The 20,495-nt window shown below is 39.2% G+C and carries 22 protein-coding genes; 6 read left to right on the top strand and 16 right to left on the bottom strand.

From position 1 onward, the window contains the following. Window positions 1-8: 8 nt before the first annotated feature. Window positions 9-1,160 (bottom strand): iron-containing alcohol dehydrogenase, encoded by a 1,152-nt coding sequence (locus tag ADH02_RS04865; RefSeq protein WP_048783004.1) that lies wholly within the window; start codon window positions 1,158-1,160, stop codon window positions 9-11. 185 nt (window positions 1,161-1,345) lie between these two features. Continuing rightward, window positions 1,346-3,154 (bottom strand): oligoendopeptidase F, encoded by a 1,809-nt coding sequence (gene pepF / locus ADH02_RS04860; RefSeq protein ID WP_048783002.1) that lies wholly within the window; start codon window positions 3,152-3,154, stop codon window positions 1,346-1,348. A 92-nt stretch (window positions 3,155-3,246) separates the two neighbouring features. Between pepF and ADH02_RS04855 the strand changes: the two genes are divergently transcribed. Beyond that, entirely contained in the window at window positions 3,247-3,972 is a 726-nt protein-coding gene (locus tag ADH02_RS04855; protein ID WP_048783000.1) for an N-formylglutamate amidohydrolase, read from the top strand. A gap of 79 nt (window positions 3,973-4,051) precedes the next feature. Here ADH02_RS04855 and ADH02_RS04850 read toward each other — a convergent pair whose 3' ends face one another. The 7 genes from ADH02_RS04850 to ADH02_RS04820 form a co-directional block, all read right to left on the bottom strand. Beyond that, on the bottom strand, window positions 4,052-4,315 hold the full coding sequence (locus tag ADH02_RS04850; protein ID WP_048782998.1) for a hypothetical protein: 264 nt from the start codon (window positions 4,313-4,315) through the stop codon (window positions 4,052-4,054). Between the two features lie 48 nt (window positions 4,316-4,363). Next, the gene (locus ADH02_RS04845) at window positions 4,364-5,911 is read right to left on the bottom strand and encodes a ClC family H(+)/Cl(-) exchange transporter (RefSeq protein ID WP_048782996.1); all 1,548 of its coding nucleotides are present in this window, start codon (window positions 5,909-5,911) and stop codon (window positions 4,364-4,366) included. Window positions 5,912-6,007: 96 nt separating this feature from the next. Then, entirely contained in the window at window positions 6,008-6,790 is a 783-nt protein-coding gene (locus tag ADH02_RS04840; RefSeq protein ID WP_048782994.1) for an ABC transporter ATP-binding protein, read from the bottom strand. Next, entirely contained in the window at window positions 6,791-7,687 is an 897-nt protein-coding gene (locus tag ADH02_RS04835; protein ID WP_005606919.1) for an ABC transporter permease, read from the bottom strand. Between the two features lie 106 nt (window positions 7,688-7,793). After that, window positions 7,794-8,828, bottom strand: coding sequence for a tryptophan ABC transporter substrate-binding protein (trpX, locus tag ADH02_RS04830; protein WP_048782991.1), 1,035 nt, complete (start codon window positions 8,826-8,828; stop codon window positions 7,794-7,796). Between the two features lie 547 nt (window positions 8,829-9,375). Next, window positions 9,376-9,606 (bottom strand): hypothetical protein, encoded by a 231-nt coding sequence (locus ADH02_RS04825; protein WP_048712831.1) that lies wholly within the window; start codon window positions 9,604-9,606, stop codon window positions 9,376-9,378. 61 nt (window positions 9,607-9,667) lie between these two features. Further along, on the bottom strand, window positions 9,668-10,114 hold the full coding sequence (locus tag ADH02_RS04820) for a flavodoxin (protein ID WP_048712835.1): 447 nt from the start codon (window positions 10,112-10,114) through the stop codon (window positions 9,668-9,670). A 355-nt stretch (window positions 10,115-10,469) separates the two neighbouring features. Here ADH02_RS04820 and ADH02_RS04815 point away from each other — a divergent pair, with 355 nt between their 5' ends. Further along, window positions 10,470-11,354, top strand: a complete 885-nt coding sequence (locus tag ADH02_RS04815) for a cation diffusion facilitator family transporter (protein ID WP_048782989.1) — start codon at window positions 10,470-10,472, stop codon at window positions 11,352-11,354. A 42-nt stretch (window positions 11,355-11,396) separates the two neighbouring features. Here the strand turns inward: ADH02_RS04815 and ADH02_RS04810 are convergent, their stop codons facing one another. The 3 genes from ADH02_RS04810 to ADH02_RS04800 all read right to left on the bottom strand — a co-directional run bounded on the left by ADH02_RS04810 (window position 11,397) and on the right by ADH02_RS04800 (window position 13,308). Next, window positions 11,397-12,155: a class A sortase gene (locus ADH02_RS04810; protein ID WP_048782987.1), complete on the bottom strand. Its 759-nt coding sequence runs from the start codon at window positions 12,153-12,155 to the stop codon at window positions 11,397-11,399. A gap of 3 nt (window positions 12,156-12,158) precedes the next feature. Beyond that, entirely contained in the window at window positions 12,159-12,779 is a 621-nt protein-coding gene (locus ADH02_RS04805; RefSeq protein WP_048782985.1) for a class I SAM-dependent methyltransferase, read from the bottom strand. 250 nt (window positions 12,780-13,029) lie between these two features. Further along, window positions 13,030-13,308, bottom strand: coding sequence for a GNAT family N-acetyltransferase (locus ADH02_RS04800; RefSeq protein WP_082161707.1), 279 nt, complete (start codon window positions 13,306-13,308; stop codon window positions 13,030-13,032). Window positions 13,309-13,476: 168 nt separating this feature from the next. Here ADH02_RS04800 and cbiM point away from each other — a divergent pair, with 168 nt between their 5' ends. From cbiM to ADH02_RS04780, 4 genes are all read left to right on the top strand, one after another. After that, on the top strand, window positions 13,477-14,457 hold the full coding sequence (gene cbiM, locus ADH02_RS04795) for a cobalt transporter CbiM (RefSeq protein WP_048782982.1): 981 nt from the start codon (window positions 13,477-13,479) through the stop codon (window positions 14,455-14,457). After that, on the top strand, window positions 14,450-15,238 hold the full coding sequence (locus ADH02_RS04790) for an energy-coupling factor transporter transmembrane component T (protein WP_048782980.1): 789 nt from the start codon (window positions 14,450-14,452) through the stop codon (window positions 15,236-15,238). Before cbiM ends, ADH02_RS04790 begins: the two co-directional genes overlap by 8 nt. 12 nt (window positions 15,239-15,250) lie before the next feature. Next, a complete protein-coding gene (locus ADH02_RS04785; RefSeq protein ID WP_048782978.1) occupies window positions 15,251-15,976 on the top strand; it encodes an energy-coupling factor ABC transporter ATP-binding protein in 726 nt (241 codons plus the stop codon). A 207-nt stretch (window positions 15,977-16,183) separates the two neighbouring features. Beyond that, window positions 16,184-16,729, top strand: coding sequence for a hypothetical protein (locus ADH02_RS04780; protein ID WP_048782977.1), 546 nt, complete (start codon window positions 16,184-16,186; stop codon window positions 16,727-16,729). Between the two features lie 133 nt (window positions 16,730-16,862). Here ADH02_RS04780 and ADH02_RS04775 read toward each other — a convergent pair whose 3' ends face one another. Genes ADH02_RS04775 through ADH02_RS04760 form a run of 4 tightly spaced genes read right to left on the bottom strand, consistent with a single transcriptional unit; the run spans window position 16,863 to window position 20,397 of the window. Then, on the bottom strand, window positions 16,863-17,912 hold the full coding sequence (locus ADH02_RS04775; protein WP_048782976.1) for a HAMP domain-containing sensor histidine kinase: 1,050 nt from the start codon (window positions 17,910-17,912) through the stop codon (window positions 16,863-16,865). After that, window positions 17,905-18,588, bottom strand: coding sequence for a response regulator transcription factor (locus ADH02_RS04770; protein ID WP_048782974.1), 684 nt, complete (start codon window positions 18,586-18,588; stop codon window positions 17,905-17,907). The genes ADH02_RS04775 and ADH02_RS04770 overlap by 8 nt, the downstream gene beginning before the upstream one ends. Before the next feature lie 38 nt (window positions 18,589-18,626). Beyond that, the gene (locus tag ADH02_RS04765) at window positions 18,627-19,316 is read right to left on the bottom strand and encodes an ABC transporter ATP-binding protein (RefSeq protein ID WP_414717659.1); all 690 of its coding nucleotides are present in this window, start codon (window positions 19,314-19,316) and stop codon (window positions 18,627-18,629) included. After that, a complete protein-coding gene (locus ADH02_RS04760) occupies window positions 19,306-20,397 on the bottom strand; it encodes an ABC transporter permease (protein WP_048782972.1) in 1,092 nt (363 codons plus the stop codon). The genes ADH02_RS04765 and ADH02_RS04760 overlap by 11 nt, the downstream gene beginning before the upstream one ends. Window positions 20,398-20,495: the final 98 nt, after the last annotated feature.

Here is a 20,495-nt window from a genome sequence, read left to right as displayed (position 1 = left end):
TTTACCGATTAGAACAATTCTTTGTAGAAAGCAATTGTTTCTTCTAATGTTGGCATGAATGGGTTACCTGGTGCACAAGCATCGATTAACGCATTCTTAGATAGATATTCGAAGTCGAAGTCTTTTTCTTCAATTCCTAATTCAGTTAATTTCTTAGGAATACCTACTGTTTCAGAAAGAGTTTCGATTTCTTTGATTGCGTATGCTGCACATTCTTCATCAGATTTACCTTCAGTTTGTAAACCTAAAGCTTTTGCAACATCACGGAATGCAGCTGGAACACGTTTTGCATTTTCGCGTTCGATTACTGGTAATAACATAGCACAGCATACACCGTGTGGAAGTTTGTAAACAGCACCTAATTGGTGAGCCATTGAGTGAACATATCCTAGTCCAGCGTTGTTGAATGACATACCGCCTAAGAAGATTGCGTTCACCATACCTTCACGAGCTTCGATATCATGGCCGTCTTTAACAGCACGTGGTAAGTATTCTTTAATGAGTTCGATTGCACCAATTGATAATTTCTTAGTAACGCCGTAAGCACCTGGAGTTACTAAAGCTTCAACCGCGTGAGTTAAAGCATCCATACCTGTTGCTGCAGTTAATGCTGCTGGTTTAGATACCATTAATTCAGGGTCGTTTACAGAGATTAAAGCTAGGCTGTTTTTATCAACCATTACCATTTTAACTTTTCTTTCTTCGTCTGTAATTACGTAGTTGATTGTAATTTCAGCTGAAGTACCAGCAGTTGTGTTGATAGCAACAACTGGTAAACCTTTTTTAGCAGATTTGTGTAATCCTTCGTAGTCTTGTGGTTTTCCACCGTTTGTTGCAATTACTGAAATACAGCTTGCACAGTCTTGAGGTGATCCACCACCTAAGCTGATAATGAAGTCACAGTTGTTTTCTTTTAATGCAGCAACCCCATCGTTAACATTTTTACAAGTTGGGTTTGGTTCTACATCAGAGTAAATAACGAAGTCTACACCTGCTTCTTTTAAAGGTTCTGTGACTTTAGGAAGAATATCACTTGATTCGATAAATTTATCCGTTACTAAAAGAGCTTTATGATATCCTAGATCTTTTACGTAAGGTCCAATTTCTTTAACGACTCCTCTTCCGATTAAGTTAATTGCTGGTACATAAAATGTTGACATAATTTTTCTCTCCTAACTTTTTATATTTAATGAGCAAAACCACACATTCTCCTTTCCATATTTCTCAGCGCCCCTATTTTTACTCATTTTATTCAAATTAATTTTATCACAATGTTTTCCTTATGTATATACTATAAAACTCGCTACAACAAACTTTTGAAAATCGTAGCGAGTTTTATTATATTTTATGCTTTTAATTCTGCTGTTAAGCTTTCTAATTGGTCTACTAAATGTCCAACGTAAGCAATCGCTTGTTTCAATGGTTCATCTGTTGAAACATCGCAACCTGCATGAATTGCTAAGTCTTTAGCAGACATGCTTCCACCTTTAGATAAAGTATCTAACCACACTTTAGCGTGTTCAGGATTTTCTTCGATTTGGTTCGCAATCGCAGTACCGATTGTCAGACCAGCTGAATACGTATATGGATATAATCCCATGTAATAGTGAGGTTGACGCATCCAAGTTAACTCTGCCCCTTCGTTCACAACTAAGCTGTCACCGAAGAATTCTTGCATCACTTCTTTTTTCACGGTTGATAATACATCTGCGTTTAACATTTCATTGTTATCAATCATCTTGTAAATACGATCTTGGTACACAGCTTCCATGTAGTGCGTTACCATGTTGTGGAAATACGTACGGCTAATCATATTACTGATAACCCAACGTTTGAAACGAGCGTCTGTACTTGTTTTAAGTAAGTAGTTTGAAACGATGACTTCATTACATGTTGAAGGAGCTTCAACGAAGTATAATGAACATTCATTGTTTAAAATCGATTGATGTTTACCAGTTGACATGAAGTGGTATGCATGCCCTAATTCGTGCGCTAACACGAACACTTCGTTCATTTTACCTGTCCATGATAATAGGATAAATCCAGCAACGTTAGGAACAGTTGCACAGAATCCACCAGTGCTCTTACCAATGTTTTGTGGGAAGTCTGTCCAGCGTTTGTCATAACTTTCATCAATCATCGCTTTGTAGTCTTCACCAAGAATACCTAAAGCTTTCTTCAAGTACTCACGAGATTCTTCAATCGTCATATCCACTTCGAATTCTGGATCTAAGTTGATTTTCGCATCCATGAATTGCATATCAGAAATGCCATGCTCTTTCGCTAATAATTTAATATAGCGTTGCATGTGAGGAGCTAAGTCTGTCATGAGCATACGAATTTGACGGTCGTATAATTCACGGTCCCCATCTTGTTCATCTAATAAGTAGTCAATCACGCTGTCATATCCGCGCATTGTTGCCATCATTTTTTCTTTCTTCAATTGAGAAATGTATTCATTAGCAACTGTATTTTTATATGCGTTTAATGTTTTATAGAAGCTCTTAGCCGCAGCGCGACGAACTTCTTTGTCAGGATCCATTTCATGTAAGTTTTCGTATAATACGAAGCTGTTTTCAAGCGTCTTGCCGTTTGCTTCAAATGACTCAAATTGCATATCTTCGTGTTTTGTTACTTCATATAATTGATAGAAACTTGGTAAGCTGCTTAAGTTTGATAGCACTTGTTCTGCATCTTTTGAGAGCGTATGTTTCTTTTGACGAATCACTTTTTCAACAAAGTATGCTAAGTCTGGTCTCTTCTCTGCCACGAATTGGTTTAAGAAGGCTTCGTCTAATGAAATCAATTCCGTCATTACAAAGCTCATGTTTTCCGCATATGATACGCTGACTGCTTCAAACGCTGTCGCATTTTCCACCACTTTTGGATTCAAGCGATCAACTGTCATTGGTAATTCTGCATAATGAGAAGCGCGGTATACTGCTAATTCAATCTCTTCATACTTGCGAATCGCTTCATCCAATACTTCTAAATCGCCTAATTGGTTTTCGTATTTTTCTTTGAAAGCTTTCATTTCTTTCTTTAATTTGTCCAACTCTGCATAAAATGCTTCGTCGCTTGGATAAAGTAAAGTCATATCCCATGTAATAGAAGGATCTACTTCACTTCTTGGTACTAATTTAATTTCAGCCATAAAACTCACTCCTTTTCGATAGTATCCATTATACACAATCTCTGGTTCGTTTGCTATACTAGGAATATTGAAAAACGAAAGAAGGTGCCCTAGTGAAAGTCATTTACGAAAGAACGAATTCTCCTCTTGTGATTTCGATTCCGCATAGTGGAACAGCTATCCCACAAGACATTGCTCCGCTTTGTAATCTAGCAGCCAAGCGTGAACATACGGACTGGTCACTTCAGGAACTTGTGACTCCACTTTCCGAAACGACTCTAGCGGCTACCGTTTCTCGCTATATTGTAGACGTGAATCGTTTTAAACCACGTACAGGGAAAGCAATACAACCCATCATTCCCAGAATTGATGAAGTAGGCAATCAGTTACTTAACAACTATCCTTCGAAGCAAAAACAAGCCGATTGGTTGGAGCGGTATTACACGCCCTACTACCTTCATTTAGAAAATCTATTGAACGAAAAGTTAGAACAGCATGAAAGAGTGTTGTTGGTCGATTTACATAGTTATGATGACAAGCTTTTTGGGACAAGCGACATTATTTTAGGAACGCGCAAGAAACAGACTTTAAGTCAAGATACCTTGAAACAACTCCAACTTCTCTTTCATGATGAAGGATTAACCACTCAAGTAGATACTCCATTTTCTGGGGGCAATATTATTGCGACCTTTGGAAAACAAGCAAGAATTGAAGCCGTTCAAATCGAAGTACCGTATTCACTTTATTTAGAAGGTCACTCGCTTCATCCAGAACGAGCTACTACTTTACAAACCAAATTCCAAACGATTTTTCAAAAAATAAAAATGTATCATTTTTGATACGTATCAAAAATGATACATTTCATTCTTTACAAAAAATCACCTTGAACGATTTATCCGTTCAAGGTGGTTTTCTTTATTAGTTATTTGATTCTTCTTGCATTTTTTTGATTTGCTCTTCCAATTGCTGGATGCGTGTTTCTTGCGCATCGATTTGTTCTTGCATTTGTGTAATCTGATCTTTGTAATTTTCTAGTGGTGTCTTCGTCGATTTCGAGAAACTACGATAAACGAATACGGACACAAATAGAATGATACCAGTAAGGATGATAAACACCCATGCTTGGTTTCTTCTTAAGTATCGATTAAAACTTCTTTGTAATTCATTTCCTTGTTCGCTCATCTGTATCACCTCTTATTTTCACAGTATACCATTTATTGCAAAATAACTCTAGGGAGCTGTCACAAGATGCGTCATCTCTTCTGTCATCTTGCCGACTATTCCTTCATCACAGACCACAATTAGAATGTCGCCACTACGGATAACCGTATCCCCTCGAGCAATAATTTCTTTTGCGCCACGTCGAATGGTCGCAATGATAATTTCTTGCGGCCACTGAATATCGCGAATGGCTTTTTCAACTAGTGGACTATCCACCATCACAGGTACTTCGAAGGTTGTGCGCTCTCCTTTTGTATCCGTTGAATGTTCTTTATCTAAACGCTCTGCTAATACTTCATAGATTGGATCCATCTTCAAGAAGTCAGCTACGATATAAGCCACTAATGTACAAATTCCAAGCGGCATTAATTGGTTCAAGCCACCTACCATTTCCGTTACAAGTAGTAAGGCTGTTAGAGGGGCTTTCCCAATCGCTGCAAAGTATCCTGCCATCGCGAAGAACACGAAGCTCACGCGTACGCTTGGGTCCACTCCTAAGAAATCAATTAAGAATTCTGCATAGGCTAATCCAAGAAGCGCACCTAGAGAAAGAATCGGCAAGAAGATTCCGCCAGGTAGTCCTGTTCCGTATGAAATCATCGAATAAACAAAACGAATGACGAAAAGTCCCACTAAAAATTGAACAGTGTGATTTTCCTTAACGAGTGCTAATACTAACTCGCCACCACCACCTAACACATGCGGATTCCACATGCCAAGAGGAATAATGAGCATAAAGGCAATGATACAGTAATTATATGGTGCTACTTTTGGGAAAAGTGTCTTGTAAATCTTTGGCAAGGCTAATGTAAGGCGATGATACGCTAACCCGAAAATCGCAAGGATGATACCGAGTAAAACAACGTACCCATAATATTCCATCGGGAAGCGTTGGTCGTTACCGAGATTCAGCGAAGGATGAACTCCAAATACATTTAATGAAATGAAGTTGGCCACAATCGCTGCTGTTAGAGTCGTCACGGCAACAAGCGGACTAAATGTATGATGAACTTCTTCTAGTACGAACATAAGCCCTGCAATCGGTGCATTAAACGCAGCTGCTAGTCCGGCACCTGCACCACTGGAAATAAACACATTTTTCTGAACGCGATTGGCCTTAAATGTTTCTGCCACACCTTGACCTACCGAAGCTCCCAACTGGATGGATGGGCCTTCTCGTCCAAGCAATAGCCCTGAACCAATAGAAATCGCTCCACCGACGAATTTCTTCCAGCAGACAGACCACCAATTCATATCCATTTTCCCTTGAAGTTGCAATTCTACTTGCGGAATCCCACTTCCTTTAATATCGGGGTCGCTTTTCACAATTTGTCCTAAAATAACCCCCATTACAAGGCTAAAGAGAATCCATGCCGGAATCCATTGCGGTTGTTCTCTTAAAAACGAATAGACGGTCACTACTTGTTCTAAAATAAAACCAATCATATATCTAAATAAACTAACCGCACTTCCCGCCAGGACACCAATCAAAGCGCCAATAGCAATATACCCTGATTTGCGATATCTTCTAGGGTTCAACTGACTCCAAAATTCCACTTGCACTCATCCTTTACGATTTATTCTCTTTCATTATAACAAAGTCTGTCCATAAAAAAAGGAAGAAATGAAAATTCTTTCACTTCTTCCATTATTTTATTCACCTTGTAAGTCTGCTTCGTCAAGGGCATTCATTAATCGGAATAGTTCTTCCTCTGTTAATGCTGCTTTTTCCTCTTTTGCAAAATCGCGGACGATTTCACCACGATGCATGACAATAAGTCGGTTTCCAAAATGAATCGCGTCAGATAGATTGTGTGTAATCATAAGCGCGGTTAAGTTCTTTTCTTCGATGGTTTCTTGTGTTTTCTGCATAATCTTGCGCTGTGTTTTCGGGTCAAGCGCTGCTGTATGTTCGTCTAAAAGTAATAGCTGAGGAGCGTTCATCGTTGCCATGAGGAGTGAAATGGCTTGACGTTGTCCTCCTGATAATAGTCCGATTTCTGTATGAAGACGGTCTTCTAAGCCAAGTCCTAGGGGGGCTAGTAAGGCCTCGAATTGTTGCAATTCTTCTTTAGAAGACGTTTTAAACAGGCTACGTTTTTGACCACGACGATTTGCCAAGGCTAAGTTTTCAGCCACTGTCATACGAGGAGCCGTCCCTTGCATTGGGTCTTGGAAAACACGGCTAATGTAGGCCGCACGTTCAAAATCCGCCGTCTGTTCGATTTGATGACCACCAAACGAGATTGTTCCTCCATCTAAAGCAAAGTTACCAGCAATCGCGTTTAGGAAAGTCGATTTCCCTGCACCATTTCCGCCGACAATCGTAATGAAGTCTCCTTCTTGAATCGATAAGCTGACGTTTTTTAGTGCCTTATGCTCACGTGAAGTTCCAGGGAAAAATGTTTTTGATAAGTGTTGAATTTCAATACTCATTTAGTTTTCCCCCTTTCTATGACGTGTGCTTTTTTGCTGAATCCAGCTCTTTATTTGTGGCACTGTTAAACAGAATGCAATCAGTGCTGCTGAGATGAGTTTGAAGTCGTTTGCTTGGAAGACATTGAGTAACAACACAAGCATCAATAATAAACGATAAATAATTGATCCGTAAAGGATGCAGACAAGACGTCCAACGAATGATTCGTCGGCGAAAATCACTTCACCGATAATAATCGCAGCAAGCGCAATTACAATCGTTCCAAGACCTGAGTTTACGTCTGCGTATCCATTGTTTTGCGCTAGAATTGCACCGGCTAAGGCGATGAGTGCGTTAGAGAGCATCAAGCCAAATACCGTCATTTTACGCGTGTTAATTCCAAGCGCGCGTGCCATCTTTTCGTTGTCCCCTGTCGCAATCAGTGCTTGTCCAAATTCTGTTTTGAAGAAGCAATACATGAGGAAAATTAAAATCCCAATCACGACAAGCCCCATAATGATAATGTCAAAATACTTTGGTAAGCCTAGTTTTGAAAAGACACTAAAAATCGTATCTTGTCCAAGGAGTGTGATATTCGCTTTCCCCATCACACGTAGGTTGATGGATAAAAGAGACGTCATTGTTAAAATCCCTGCTAATAAACTTGGGATTTTACAAACGGTCATAAGAAACGCTGTGACTCCCCCAGCAAGCGCTCCGGCAATCATCGCTACAAGCGTTGCTAAAAATGGGTTCACCCCTTGTTGAATCAAAATCACACAAGTTGCAGCCCCAAGAGGAAAGCTCCCCTCAGTCGTCATATCTGCAATGTTTAAAATTCGAAAACTAATGAATAACCCGAGAGATAATACGCCCCATAATATCCCTTGAGAAATCGAAGAAATTACTAAATCCATTTCGAAAAAAATCCTCCTCTGAAACGATCAATATGACGTTTAAGTCATATTGTGTATGAACCATCCCCTCTTAGAGTTGTTATCATATCAACGTTTCTAAACTATCTTATTTATTTGTTGGTGTTACTTTTTGTGCATCTTTTAAGATACTTTCTGGAATTGTAATGCCTAATTTTTTCGCTTTTTCTTCATTGACATAAACAACACCTTTGTTTGCTAATGTGATTGGTGTATCGGCTGGGTTTGCACCTTTTAGAACTTTTACAACTACTTTAGCTGTTTCTACACCGATTTGGTATTGGTCAACACCTACACCTAACACTCCACCGTCAGCAACCATTGTATCAGCTGAAGGGAATACTGGCACTTTAACTGCATCTGTTACTTGAACCACTGTTGCCATTGCACTTGCAATTGTGTTATCGATTGGAACGAAGATGGCATCTACTTGGCTTGCTAAGCTTTCAGTTACTTGTTGAATGTCGTTTGTGTTTGCAATTGTAGAAACTTTAACTTCTAAACCTAATTCTTTCGCATATTTTTCAGCTTCTTCGGCTTGTTTTACTGAGTTGTCTTCGCTTGAAGTGTAAAGAATACCGACTTTCTTCATGTTAGGAAGAACTTGTTTCATGATTTCTAATTGTTGTTTGATTGGTGTACGGTCACTAACACCTGTGATGTTGTTTCCTGGTTTTGATTCACTTGCGATTAAACCAGCTTCAACGGGATAAGTAATCCCACCCATGATAATTGGTGTTTCTTTTGTATTGTTCGCTAACGCTAATGTTGCAGGAGTTGTAATCCCTACTAAAATGTTGTTTCCACCTGAAACTAATTTTTCAGACATGCTTGCTAAGTTACTTTGGTCGCCTTGCGCGTTTTGAAGGTCGATTTCTAAGTTTTTACCAACTTCATATCCTTCGTTTTTCAATTCGTCTTGTAATCCTTTATAAATGGCATCTAAAGCTGGGTGGCTAAGTAATTGTAATACCCCAATTTTAACAGTTCCTGTTTGCGTTGATGCTGTGTTATTTGCGTTTGTTTCTTTATTTTTATCTCCTGATTGATTGAAGAATAATGCTCCAATGACTACTAATACTAATAATGCTCCGAATAAATAAATGCTTTTGTTCTTTTTCATGATAAATTCCTCCAAAAATTAAATAAGTTGTCGCAAACTCAATTAAAAAAGAGACTACGTATGTTACTACGAGTCTCTCATACAAATAGAAAGACCACGTCAGCTCTAGTCTATAGATCTACGTGGTCGAGTTTGCTTTATAATTGAAATCCACATAGATACAAGTTCACGTCAATGAAGGTTGTATCTATATGTACAAAAGTACGTTAAGAACAACCTGTATCTAGTGGCTTTGCCAACGCGTATTTAATTCTAATACGATACTTAAGTGTGCCATGTTCTTAACTCCTTTTCTAGTGATGTGTTCATTATGAACTCATTTGTCTTCATTGTCAACTACTTTTTTTCAAAAAAAATTGTTTTTTCAGTGTGTATTTTCATTTTCATAGAATACTTAAATTTACAATTTCTTTTGTCCCTACTCTTTTCGTGAGCGGAAGGGAATTCGCTTCATTATCACTAAGTGAATATCATAATCTCCACAAAACTGAGAAATCGTAAGCAGTATTTTTTAGTTTTGATGTCCTTTGAGCTCTCGCTATGCACCCTAGTCCTCATCCTTAATATCGATATCTTCAGGGATTGGTTCATCCAAGTACTTTTGATATTCTTCCAAAAGACGTTCGCGTTGTTTTAAGAAGAAGTCGAACTGCGCACTGTTTAACAATAACTCGCCATCCACTTCCACCGTCTTCACTTGTTTTGTTTGGATTAAATGCATGAGATATCCTAAGTCGATTTCCAGATTCTCTGCAGTTTGTTGTACGGTATAATACATTCTTTTCCTCCAATAAAAAAGCTACCCTAAACGAATTGTCTAAGGTAGCTAACATTTATCATTATGCTAAAGCGTCAACAAGACTTTGCGCGAAAGCTTGAATATGTTCGATATCTTCTGCTTCAGCGTTTAAGTCTACTAAGACATTTTCAGCACCTTTTTTGGCACCTGTTTTTGCAAATTGCGCATCAAAATCTAATACTGATTGGCAGAACTTATCATAGAAAGTATCTCCTGAACCAAGCGCTCCGTATACTTTTCCTGTTAAATCCTCTTCCTCTAATTCTTCATAGAAGTCGACGATTTCATCAGGTAAGTCGCCATCTGTTCCGTAAGTATAAGTTGCGACAACATTAATATCATAATTATGGAATTCGCTTGCTTGCGCTGAAGTACATTCTTTCATGTCCACTTCCACGCCACGCTCTTCTAATGCTTCTGCTAAAATATCTGCAATCTCTTCTGTATTTCCTGTTAAACTAGCATATACGATCAATGCTGTTGCCATAATACCACTCTCTTTCTCATTCAATAAGAAGATTATAACAAATCCACCAAACGCCGTCTATTGTTTCTGACAAAAAATATAGGAGAGTCTACACCAAACTTCCCTTCCTCCCTGCACCCTTTTCTCTCAAAGATATAACCTATATAAAAGGTGAGGAGCACACATGAACTCTCTGCACCTCTCCATTTCACGAAGGCTCGAATCGGTATCCTATTATGGTAATGATAAAAATAATCCGTAAGGATTCCCAAGAATTGAATTAGCCACCATATCCACCGAGTTTTTTAGGTATACTTTATCTATTGCACCCCCTTTTCAAAAGCATTACTATAATAAACGAATTTATTTTTAGGAGATGACACCTTTGCCATTATCTGCAACGGAGCGCCTTAAACAAGCCGAACGTGGCGCTATCTTAAGTATCGGCACCTATATCTTTTTATCTGCAATAAAACTGATTGTCGGAAAACTCTTCAACTCAGAAGCACTCTTCGCCGATGGTTGGAATAACTTCACAGACGTGATTTCATCGGTTCTTGTACTTGTAGGATTACGCATATCGCAAAAGCCAAGTGATGAAAACCACCCCTACGGTCACTGGAAATTTGAAACCATCGCCAGCCTTGCGACTTCATTTATCATGTTTTTTATCGGGATTGAAGTCATCAGGAATGCCTTCCAAGCATTTCTTAATCCCGTAACGGAAGCTCCATCTCTTATTTCTTCCATCGTTGGATTCTTCTCAGGGGTGATTATGATTGGCGTCTATTTCTACAATAAGAACTTAGCCGCACGCATTCAATCACTGGGGCTTAAGGCAACGGCCAAAGATAACTTAAGCGATGCGATGACCAGTTTCTTGACGGCTTTAGCGGTATTATTCGCATCCCTCGGGCTACACTGGCTCGATAATATCATGGCCTTCGTGGTCGGCCTCCTAATCGTTCGTACAGCAGTCGAAGTATTTAACGAAAGTGCGTTTCAACTGACAGATGGTTTCGACCAAACGGAATTGGATAAATACATTCCTGTTATCTTGCGACATCCTGAAGTGAAAGATATTTGTGAAATAAAAGCGCGTCGATACGGATCAAATGTCTATATCGACTTAACCGTTTGTATGGATAAAGACCTATCAGTGTATAAGAGTCACCAAATTACTGAATTTATAGAAATAGAACTCTATGATGAGTTTGCTATTTCCTTTATCGATATCCACGTAGAACCTTATCAATTCTAACTAAAAATCCCAATCACTGTTTTTAGTGATTGGGATTTTCTGTCATTTAATCGTATTAAAATCAAGTTGGAATGCCTTTTTTACGTCTTCTTTCACATCATTGACTTTTGTTTTGGAAACAAATTTCCCTTTAAATGAATAGCGGTGTGAAGAATAAATATCGTCACATGTAATTAATGTAATTTCTGTCTTTCCAGGAACATCATTAATCACTTCGACTTGAGTAGGTTGAACAATATCAATAGACGTCGTTTCATATTCATATACATACTCTAAATCAGTAATATAAATTTTATCACCAATTTGTAGATTTACTAATGGAGAGAATAACATTGTCATGTCACCAAAATAGTTATGGCTCGCTAAAGCATAATTCCCTTTTCCCATCTTCTGGTCTGGTTTCATTGTTCCTGCCCCAGAAAGCAGTACTTCATTTGCTAAACCTTTATAAATTGGTAAATTCAAATTTACGCTTGGTACGGCAATTTGTCCCAGTGTTAAAAATTTGCCTTTATCAAAATTTGCCTTTAAAACTTGATTTAAATCAATAGCTTCTACTTTCGAGAAGTCAAATTCAGCATCCTGTACTTCATTGGCTTTTACTTCAGCTATAGTAATTTTTGAAGCTGCTTGAATTTGTTCGTTTTGCAGACGTGATAACATATAAGTACGAATCGGACCAGCCGCAAATAATACCCCTGCAATAATAAATAAAATCGTTGCTAGGAAGATGCGCCAGTTAAATTTTTTCTTCGGCTTCTTCGGTTTTTTTTGATTTGTTCTTTCTTCAATCTTTTCCATTTTCTATTCCCCTTTTTCCTTTGTGCTCACAAGAATCCAATACCCTTTATCGAGTGCAATGCGTTCGACATTCCCAAAAACTTCCTGCATTTTCTTTTGCGCACTCGGAGCTCCTTGTTTTTTCTGAATCACTATGACGAGTTGCCCGCCTTCTACTAAGTGGTCGTAAGCCTCTGCTAAAATGCGATGCACGACTTCTTTTCCGGCACGAATCGGTGGATTACTAATAATCACTGAATAATCCTTCGCGTGGACATTGTCATACGTATTGCTTTCATGAATCGTCACGTTCTGAATTCCATTGACCTCAGCATTACGCTTCGCTAAATCCATCGCACGTTCATTCACATCGACCATTTCCACAGACATCTCAGGATAAGCTTTGGCAAATGACAATCCCATTGGACCATAACCGCACCCGACATCTAGAAGTTTTCCTTGTGCAAGATGGGTTGGAACCTCATAAGATTCAATCAGCAATTGGCTTCCAAAGTCAATTGTGTTTTTCGAAAACACTCCATTATCACTAGCAAACTGGAATGTGAATCCCTTTAAAACATAGCTAAAATGTTTTTCTTGGCTCTTACTATTCGGTTGATTTGTATAATAGTGATTTTGATTCATGAGCGCTCCTTTTCTATTGGTCTTTTTCCATACTATCATAAATATCCCTTTTTCCAAAACAAAAAAACCCGCTGTTTGGGAACAGCGGGAAAAGGTTAGGAGGGTTTACTAATAAAAAAATGTTGGGAGTTCATTTTTTTACTTGGGAGAAGTAAACCTTAGGTGTTTTATTGGGTATGGTTAAATTATATTGGTCATTTGTGAAAAAGTTGTGAATTTTAAAAAATATTTGTGTGAATTAATACTTTTTTTATATTTTCACATCGTCGTATTCAGTACTTTTTTCGAATAAAGAAACGATATAAGGACATGTTGCATGAATCTTTAAGTTTTCATCTCTTGCAAAGTCTGCTAATTTGTCCACTAATTGACGTGCAACTCCTTGTCCGCGTAGGCTTGGATCCACAAATGTATGGTTGGCATCAATCACTCCTTCTCCTTTTGGGATATACGTAATTTCTGCATCCATTTCTCCAGTTGCATTATAATGTCTAAATGCTTTTTCTTCTTTAATAAATTCCATTTGCAAATCCTCCTTTACAATTCTATCTATAGTATACGACTCTCACCATAGGAATTCTAAGAAAGTGACTTAGCAAAGAATAGTAACATTTGTTAAACTTATTTTATAACGACCTCATTTTTTTGATTGTGATATTCTGTTAACAGCTTAAAAAATAGGAACGGAGAATTTGCTATGCATATACCAGATAATTACTTAAGTCCCGCATCTTGTGCTGTTTTAGCGGTTGCGGCAGCGCCTGTTGTTGGGCTATCGATCACGAAAGTCAAAGCACAATTAAAGGAAAATAAAGAATTAGCACCGATGCTTGGGATTGCAGCTTCTCTTTCTTTCTTATTAATGATGTTTAATGTGCCAATCCCTGGTGGTACTACTGCTCACGCTGTCGGTGGCGTGTTACTTTCAATCTTAATTGGACCATATGCCGCGAGTCTGGCACTGACCGTCGCCCTCCTCTTACAAGCTCTTCTATTTGGAGATGGAGGAATTCTTGCTTTAGGCGCAAATATCTTCAACATGGCAGTCGCAATGCCATTTGTTGGATACGCTGTTTATAATTTCTTCCGTAAGCAAAACCACGAAACAGCCGGAGTTCTCGTTGGTTCTTACGTAGGGATCAATGTGGCTGCTTTCTTAACAGCCATTGAACTTGGAATTCAACCAATCATTGCCACTCAAGGAGGCGAACCTCTCTATAACCCTTATGGATTAGCGGTTACGATTCCAGCCATGATGGTGACTCACTTAACGATTGCCGGTGCCGTTGAAGTCTTCTTCACTTATGTCATTTATCGTTTCGTGAAACAAGTGGCACCACAAGAACTCTACACATCAACTTCTGTGAATACGACTTCTTTCGTGAAGAAAATCCGCTATGTCTTAATCGCCTTAGTCGTATTAAGTCCACTAGGATTACTAGCAGAAGGAACAGCCTTTGGAGAATGGTCAGCTGATGAACTTGCTGAAATGATGAACAATGTTCCAGCAGGAATCGAAAATGGATTTTCATTCGAAGCACTCTTCAGTGACTACACTATCCCAGGAACAAATATCGCAGTTGGTTATATTTTATCAGCCATCACTGCACTATTAATCTTCTATATTTTAGGAAAAATGATTCGAACAATGAATGGAGCAAAAGCATCTCATGCGTAAACTACCTGACTGGCTACAAAGAGAAGAAGCACTCGCTGCCTCTTCAAAAAGCCATCAATATTTACAAATGAATATCAACTCATTGCGCCGTCTACTCGGCAAAATGAAACAAACGACACCCGCATTTAAGGCGAAATCTTCGTCTTGGATGCGGCTCGTTTACTTTGTGTGCTTAGCCATTCTGATCACACTCAGCCACTCTACTATCCAACTTTGGATTTTGGCGATTTTCCTATTAGCCCATATCGCCTTTCTTCCAGGAGAAGCGCTCCTTCGTCTGTGGAAGGTTCTCACGCGAGTACTCATTTTTACAGCGATTGTCCTCTTACCAAGTATTCTTCTAAGAGGCTTCCAAAACAGCGGCATCTTCCTCGGGCGTACAGGAATTTTGGTCTTAAACTTGTCGCTCTTTTTAGCAACAACGACAAGCGTTCAACTCGTTGAGGCGCTTCGCCAGTTGCATTTTCCAAAAACGATGATTCAAACGATTGAACTCGCGATGAAATACACGTATATCCTTGGAAAACACCTACAGCAACAAATCGAATGTGTTCAACTACGAACCATTGGCCAAAAGGTAAATCTAGGGTTATTTGGTTCAATTCTTGGACTCTTGTATTTATCATCGAAAAACCACACAAAAGAAGTCTACGAGGCCATGACGCTTCGAGGCTACGGAATGGACGTAAAAACCAAAACCCCTTTCTGCTGGAAGAAAGAGGACGTGTTATTATTACTCGAATTAATCGTGCTGGTTGCCGCAACGACCATGCTACGCTAGAAAGGAACGCTTATGATTACAATTCACGATGGAAATTATCACTACAGTGAAGACATTGGAATCCACGACATCAACCTTCATATCGAGAAAGGCGAAACAGTGGCCTTGATGGGACCAAATGGAGCCGGGAAATCCACGCTCTTTAAAATCTTGGTTGGATTACTTCCGCTCTCTTCTGGACAATATCAATTTAACGATTGGACGGTGGACGCAGACTTCTTAAAAGATCCAAGTAATGCCGGTCACTTATACCAACAAGTCGGTTTGATTTTCCAAAACAGCGATATCCAATTATTCAATACGACGGTTGCTGAAGAGCTTGCCTTCGGTCCACGTCAACTCGGATTGTCCGAAGAAGAAATCGAACAGCGAGTGAATGATACGCTGGCGCTTTTAGAAATCGAACACCTAAGGGACCGCATTCCCTATCACCTTTCTGGAGGTGAAAAGAAGCTTGTGGCGATTGCCAGCGTGCTCACGATGAATCCAAGCGTTTTACTATTTGATGAGCCATTTAACGGCCTCTCACCGAAATACCAACGCCTCATCGCGGAATTACTACAAGAGTTAAAAACAGCAGGAAAAACGATGATTATTTCCTCTCATCATTACGAACAAATCCAAGAAGTTATCCAGCGTGTTCTCGTATTTTCAGAAGAACATACTTTAACCGGTGACTTTTCTAAAGAAGAATGGGAAGACAATCCTGAATTCCGAGAAAATTTCCATTTAGGTTAAATCGTAAACAAATAAAAATAGAACAAGGCAACTCAATGGGAGTTGCCTTGTTCTGTTTTTCATTGGACGTTCAGTAACTTCGTCATCTCAGGTACCTCCTCATGTAATCAAATTGAGTTCTTGACAAGCACTAGTAAAAGATTTATATTTTGAGGAAATTAGATTATTTTCTAAGTACTTTTATACTGATGAACAAAGGAGTTCCTTATGAATTTTGCAACTTTATTTATTATCTTAATGATTGTTATTTTTGCGGGTGTGGGCTGGGTTGTTTTCTGGGCTATTAAGCATGCGCAAAAAAATAATGCGGAGTACAAAAACTTTGCTTCCGTTCATGGCTATGAATTTGACAAAGCACAAGGAAACGATAACTATAGAGACTACTCTACGAATGTTACTCGCAATGAAAAGACTTTAACCCTTTCTCAAAGTCCGTTTGTAGAAAAATATGCCAATTTCACACAGTATCCTTTTGGACATGGAACTGAAAGAAAAGTAGCCTATGTCATTTCAGGAAAATATAAGAATACTCCATTCCATGCTTTCACTTATCATTTTATCGGCCAAGACAGCGATCCATCAAAACCAGGCGGTGTTTTCAGCGTTGTTCTCATTCAATGCCCAGACGCGCCTAAAAGACAGCTTACAGACCAAATGTTTTATGAAAATGGATGTCTTTGCGAATACCAACAAGGAAATTTAAATGTAGAAACAATCCACGAGCGCATCGATCATTTAAGAAAGCTAGTGTAAATTCTCCAGCTCTCAACAATAAAACTATCTTTCAATACGAAGAAAATCCAATGGGTCTTCTTTTTTTGTATAACAATAGTTTCCAAATAAATAACCACCAGCTAAGGCCGGTGGTTATTTATTATATTCATTTTTACTTTGGTAGCAGCACTTGGAACACACTGCCTTTTTCGAGTTCACTTTCTACTGTGATGGTTCCGCCAAGGCGTTCTACGATTGTTTTAACAATCGCAAGGCCTAAACCGTTTCCTTCTTGCACATGAGAATGTTCCACTTGGTAAAATTGCTCAAAAATATGTCGTTGGTCTTCCTCGCTCATTCCGATTCCATTATCTGCAATCGTGACTCTAATCGCATCATCAACTTCTTGAATATCAATCGTCAAATGCACGCTATCTCCAGAGTACTTCACCGCATTATCAAGCAGATTCGTCCACACTTGCATGCTTAGATCTGGATCCGTCACACAATGAACGGGCTGACTCGTAAACGTCAAGTCGATCTCTTTTTGCTTCCACTTCTCCGTAATCAAAATCACGGCATGTCGAATTTGTTCATCCAGATGAACCGATTTTTTCTTTGGTTCAAAATCGCGCTCCATCTTCGTGAGTGTCACAATCCCATCGCACAGGCGACTTAATCGTAAACTCTCCGACTGCAAGATAGTCGTCAATTCTTTACGAGTCGTTTCATCTAATTTCTCATCGGCCAACAAATCACTTACCCCAACAAGGGAAGCAATCGGCGTCTTCAATTCATGCGACAGATTGGCGATAAATGCCGAGCGGTGTTCATCCGTCCGCTTCAAGTCCTCCGCCATCTGATTCACATGCTGAGAAAGCTGATCCAACTCGTTATGATATTTTGCAGTATCGTTAGGATAAGGTTTACGCGGAATCTTACGGTTAAAATCTCCTCTAGAAATCGCCTTTACCGATTCATTTAACTCCGAAATTGGCCGTGTTAAATGTACCGAACCGTACCACATCGCAAGGCTTCCTACAACGATAATGACAAAACTAAAAATGAGTAGCCACGATTGAAAACTCACTTCTACATGAAGCCAATGTTTCAACACGAACATGGTCATGAGGGCAATGATACTCGTAGTAACTAACACACTACAAAACATAAATACAAAGTAGTTTCTTAGCGGGAACTGTAATTCTTTTTGTTTATCCATTTTTAACCGTCCCCTTATACCCTAATCCTCTAATCGTCACAATATCAAAGTCCGGATTGTCTTTAAATTTTTGGCGAACCCGTTTAATGCACGCATCCACCAATCGCTCATCGAGGTCTTCTTCCATGCCCCAAATATCATCTAGCAAGTCCAGACGCGTGAAAATCTTCTCCGGATTGCTGAGCAATTTATAAAGCACGTAAAACTCTTTTTTCGGAATTTGATAAATCGTGTCCGTCTCTAAATCTGTTAAGGTTAACGCATTGTAGTCGAGTTTCGTATGTGGAAAACGCAAGACTTTCTCGGTTTCCAACTGCGCTCTTCTCAGCAGCGCTCGAACACGTAAAGCCAACTCTTCTAGTCGAATAGGTTTTACCATATAATCATCGACTCCGAGTGTAAAAGCCTCTTCCAAAGACTCCAGCTGAGACTTTGCCGTAATCATTAAAATCGGCAAGGTATGTTTCGTTTCTCGAAGCGCCTTTACTAGGGAATACCCGTCCATCACTGGCATCATAATGTCGGATATTAATAAATCCACCTGATGCTTCTCCATGACAGACAGGGCATCTTCCCCATTTTCGGCTGTGTAAATTGTATAATTTTCTTGTTTTAACTTGGTTGTAATTAAGGTGCGAATCGCATGATCGTCTTCAGCAACTAATATTCTAAACATAGCTCCACCTTCTTTCTGGAACATTATAGCACAACTGCCTACAGACGAACTAACTTCCCTTTCTTCATCTCATAAACGGTGTCTACATATTCAAGGACAGAGCGGTCATGCGTCACCATAATGGCACTCTTATGTTTCGATTTCACTTCGCGTTGAATCAATTGCGCAATCTCTTGACCACGTTCTGGGTCTAAGCTGGCAGTCGGCTCATCCGCTAAAATGAGTTGTGGGTTTCCGAGAAAAGCACGCGCAATCGCAGCACGTTGTTTTTGTCCACCAGACATTTGATTTGGGTATTGCCCGTAGCAGTCTTCAATGCCTAGTTCTGCTAATAAACCTTTGACTTCTGCTTTACGTTTCGCAGCGTCTTTTTCCCCTTTTAGTTTCGCGACCACTTCTAATTGGTCCCCAATTTTCATATATGGAAGTAATTGATGGTCTTGGAAAATAAACCCAAGCAACTCCAATCTTTTCTTCGTCCATTCACTTTGTTTTACATTCGTTAAGTTTTGTCCGCCGATAATAATCTCACCACTATCAGCCGATAAGAGTAATCCTGCAATAGAAAGAAGCGTTGATTTCCCTGAACCTGAAGGCCCTAAAATAGCCACAAATTCTTGCGGTTCAACAGTTAAACTTAAGTTTTTAATCACATCGTGCATTTGATTGCCGTCTGCGTATGATTTTTTAATCTGTTGTAATTCAATCACTGACATCTTATTCACCATTTCCACCAATCACTTCGATTGGATCCACTTTCTTAATTTTTAATAGAGATAACGCGCCACAAATAATCGAGATGACGATAAAGCTTGCAGAAATCACGACATTATCTTCTGCTCGCATATAAAACGGCATGCTTACCGGTAAGAATGGCGTCAACGCTAAAGCAAGCCCTAGTCCGATACCAATCCCGATGACGGAAAGAATTCCGACTTGCGATAATTGGATTCTTGTAATTTGTCCCATAGACATTCCGATGGCTTTTAACACACCGAATTGTTTTAGTTTTTGCAAGGCTAAAATGTAGAAGAATACTCCTAGAATTGCGGCTGAGGCGATTAGTAATACCCAAGTCATTGTTTTTAAAATCATATTCGTCGCAGTGTATCCTGGGATTTTATTAATGATTTGTTGTTTGTTTGAGACCATCAGCTGTTCGGATAAGTCGTCGGCTGTTACCGCTTGGCTTGTGATGATGGCTTGTGGTTGCCAAGTGTAATTTGGATTTTTCTTTTGACGCATTTCTTCGAGTGTTTTCGAGCTGATGAAGGCCACTGAGCTATGCCCGTATTTTGCATCTTTGGCAAAGGCCACTACTTTAAGCATTACTTCCGAAGATTTGTCTTTAATCGTGTCGCCAACGTGAAGGCCTTTTGCCTTATACGATTCATCTAAAATCACTTCGTTGTCGGCTAAGTCCGCAGCCGTATACCCATCTTCTGTCTTAATCGTCAAATTCTTGTACGTGTCCATCGCAAAGAAGGTCACATCTTGCGAACCTTCCTCGTCCTCTTTCATAAACGTAGAACGTTGAATCACTAGTCCCGTTTCGTTTTCTAAATGAAGGTCTTCAATCTCCGTTAGTTCTGAACTAGTAAGGGTTGAGTAAGGAATCACTCCTTCTGAATCTTTTGAAAGAATATAATGAACGTCCCCAAACGTATCAATTTGCGCCATAATAATGCGCCCTAATCCGTTTGTTAGGCCCGATAGGAAAATGACCATGAACATCATAATCACAATCAGGACTTCAATTAATATAAATTTTTTAGGTTGGTATTTAATTTCATTCCATGCAATTTTCATCTTTTTGCTCCTTTTTCAAATGGTAGTTTCCAGTATACGCGTCTTATATGACCTGAATATGACATTATTTATATAAGGAGAGTTTGTTAGATACCGCG

Origin of the sequence: Streptococcus sp. 263_SSPC (assembly GCF_001071995.1) — a bacterium.
Taxonomy (GTDB): Bacteria; Bacillota; Bacilli; order Lactobacillales; family Aerococcaceae; genus Granulicatella.
The sequence above is the reverse complement of the archived record's forward strand: the minus strand, read 5'-3'. Positions and strand labels throughout refer to the sequence as shown.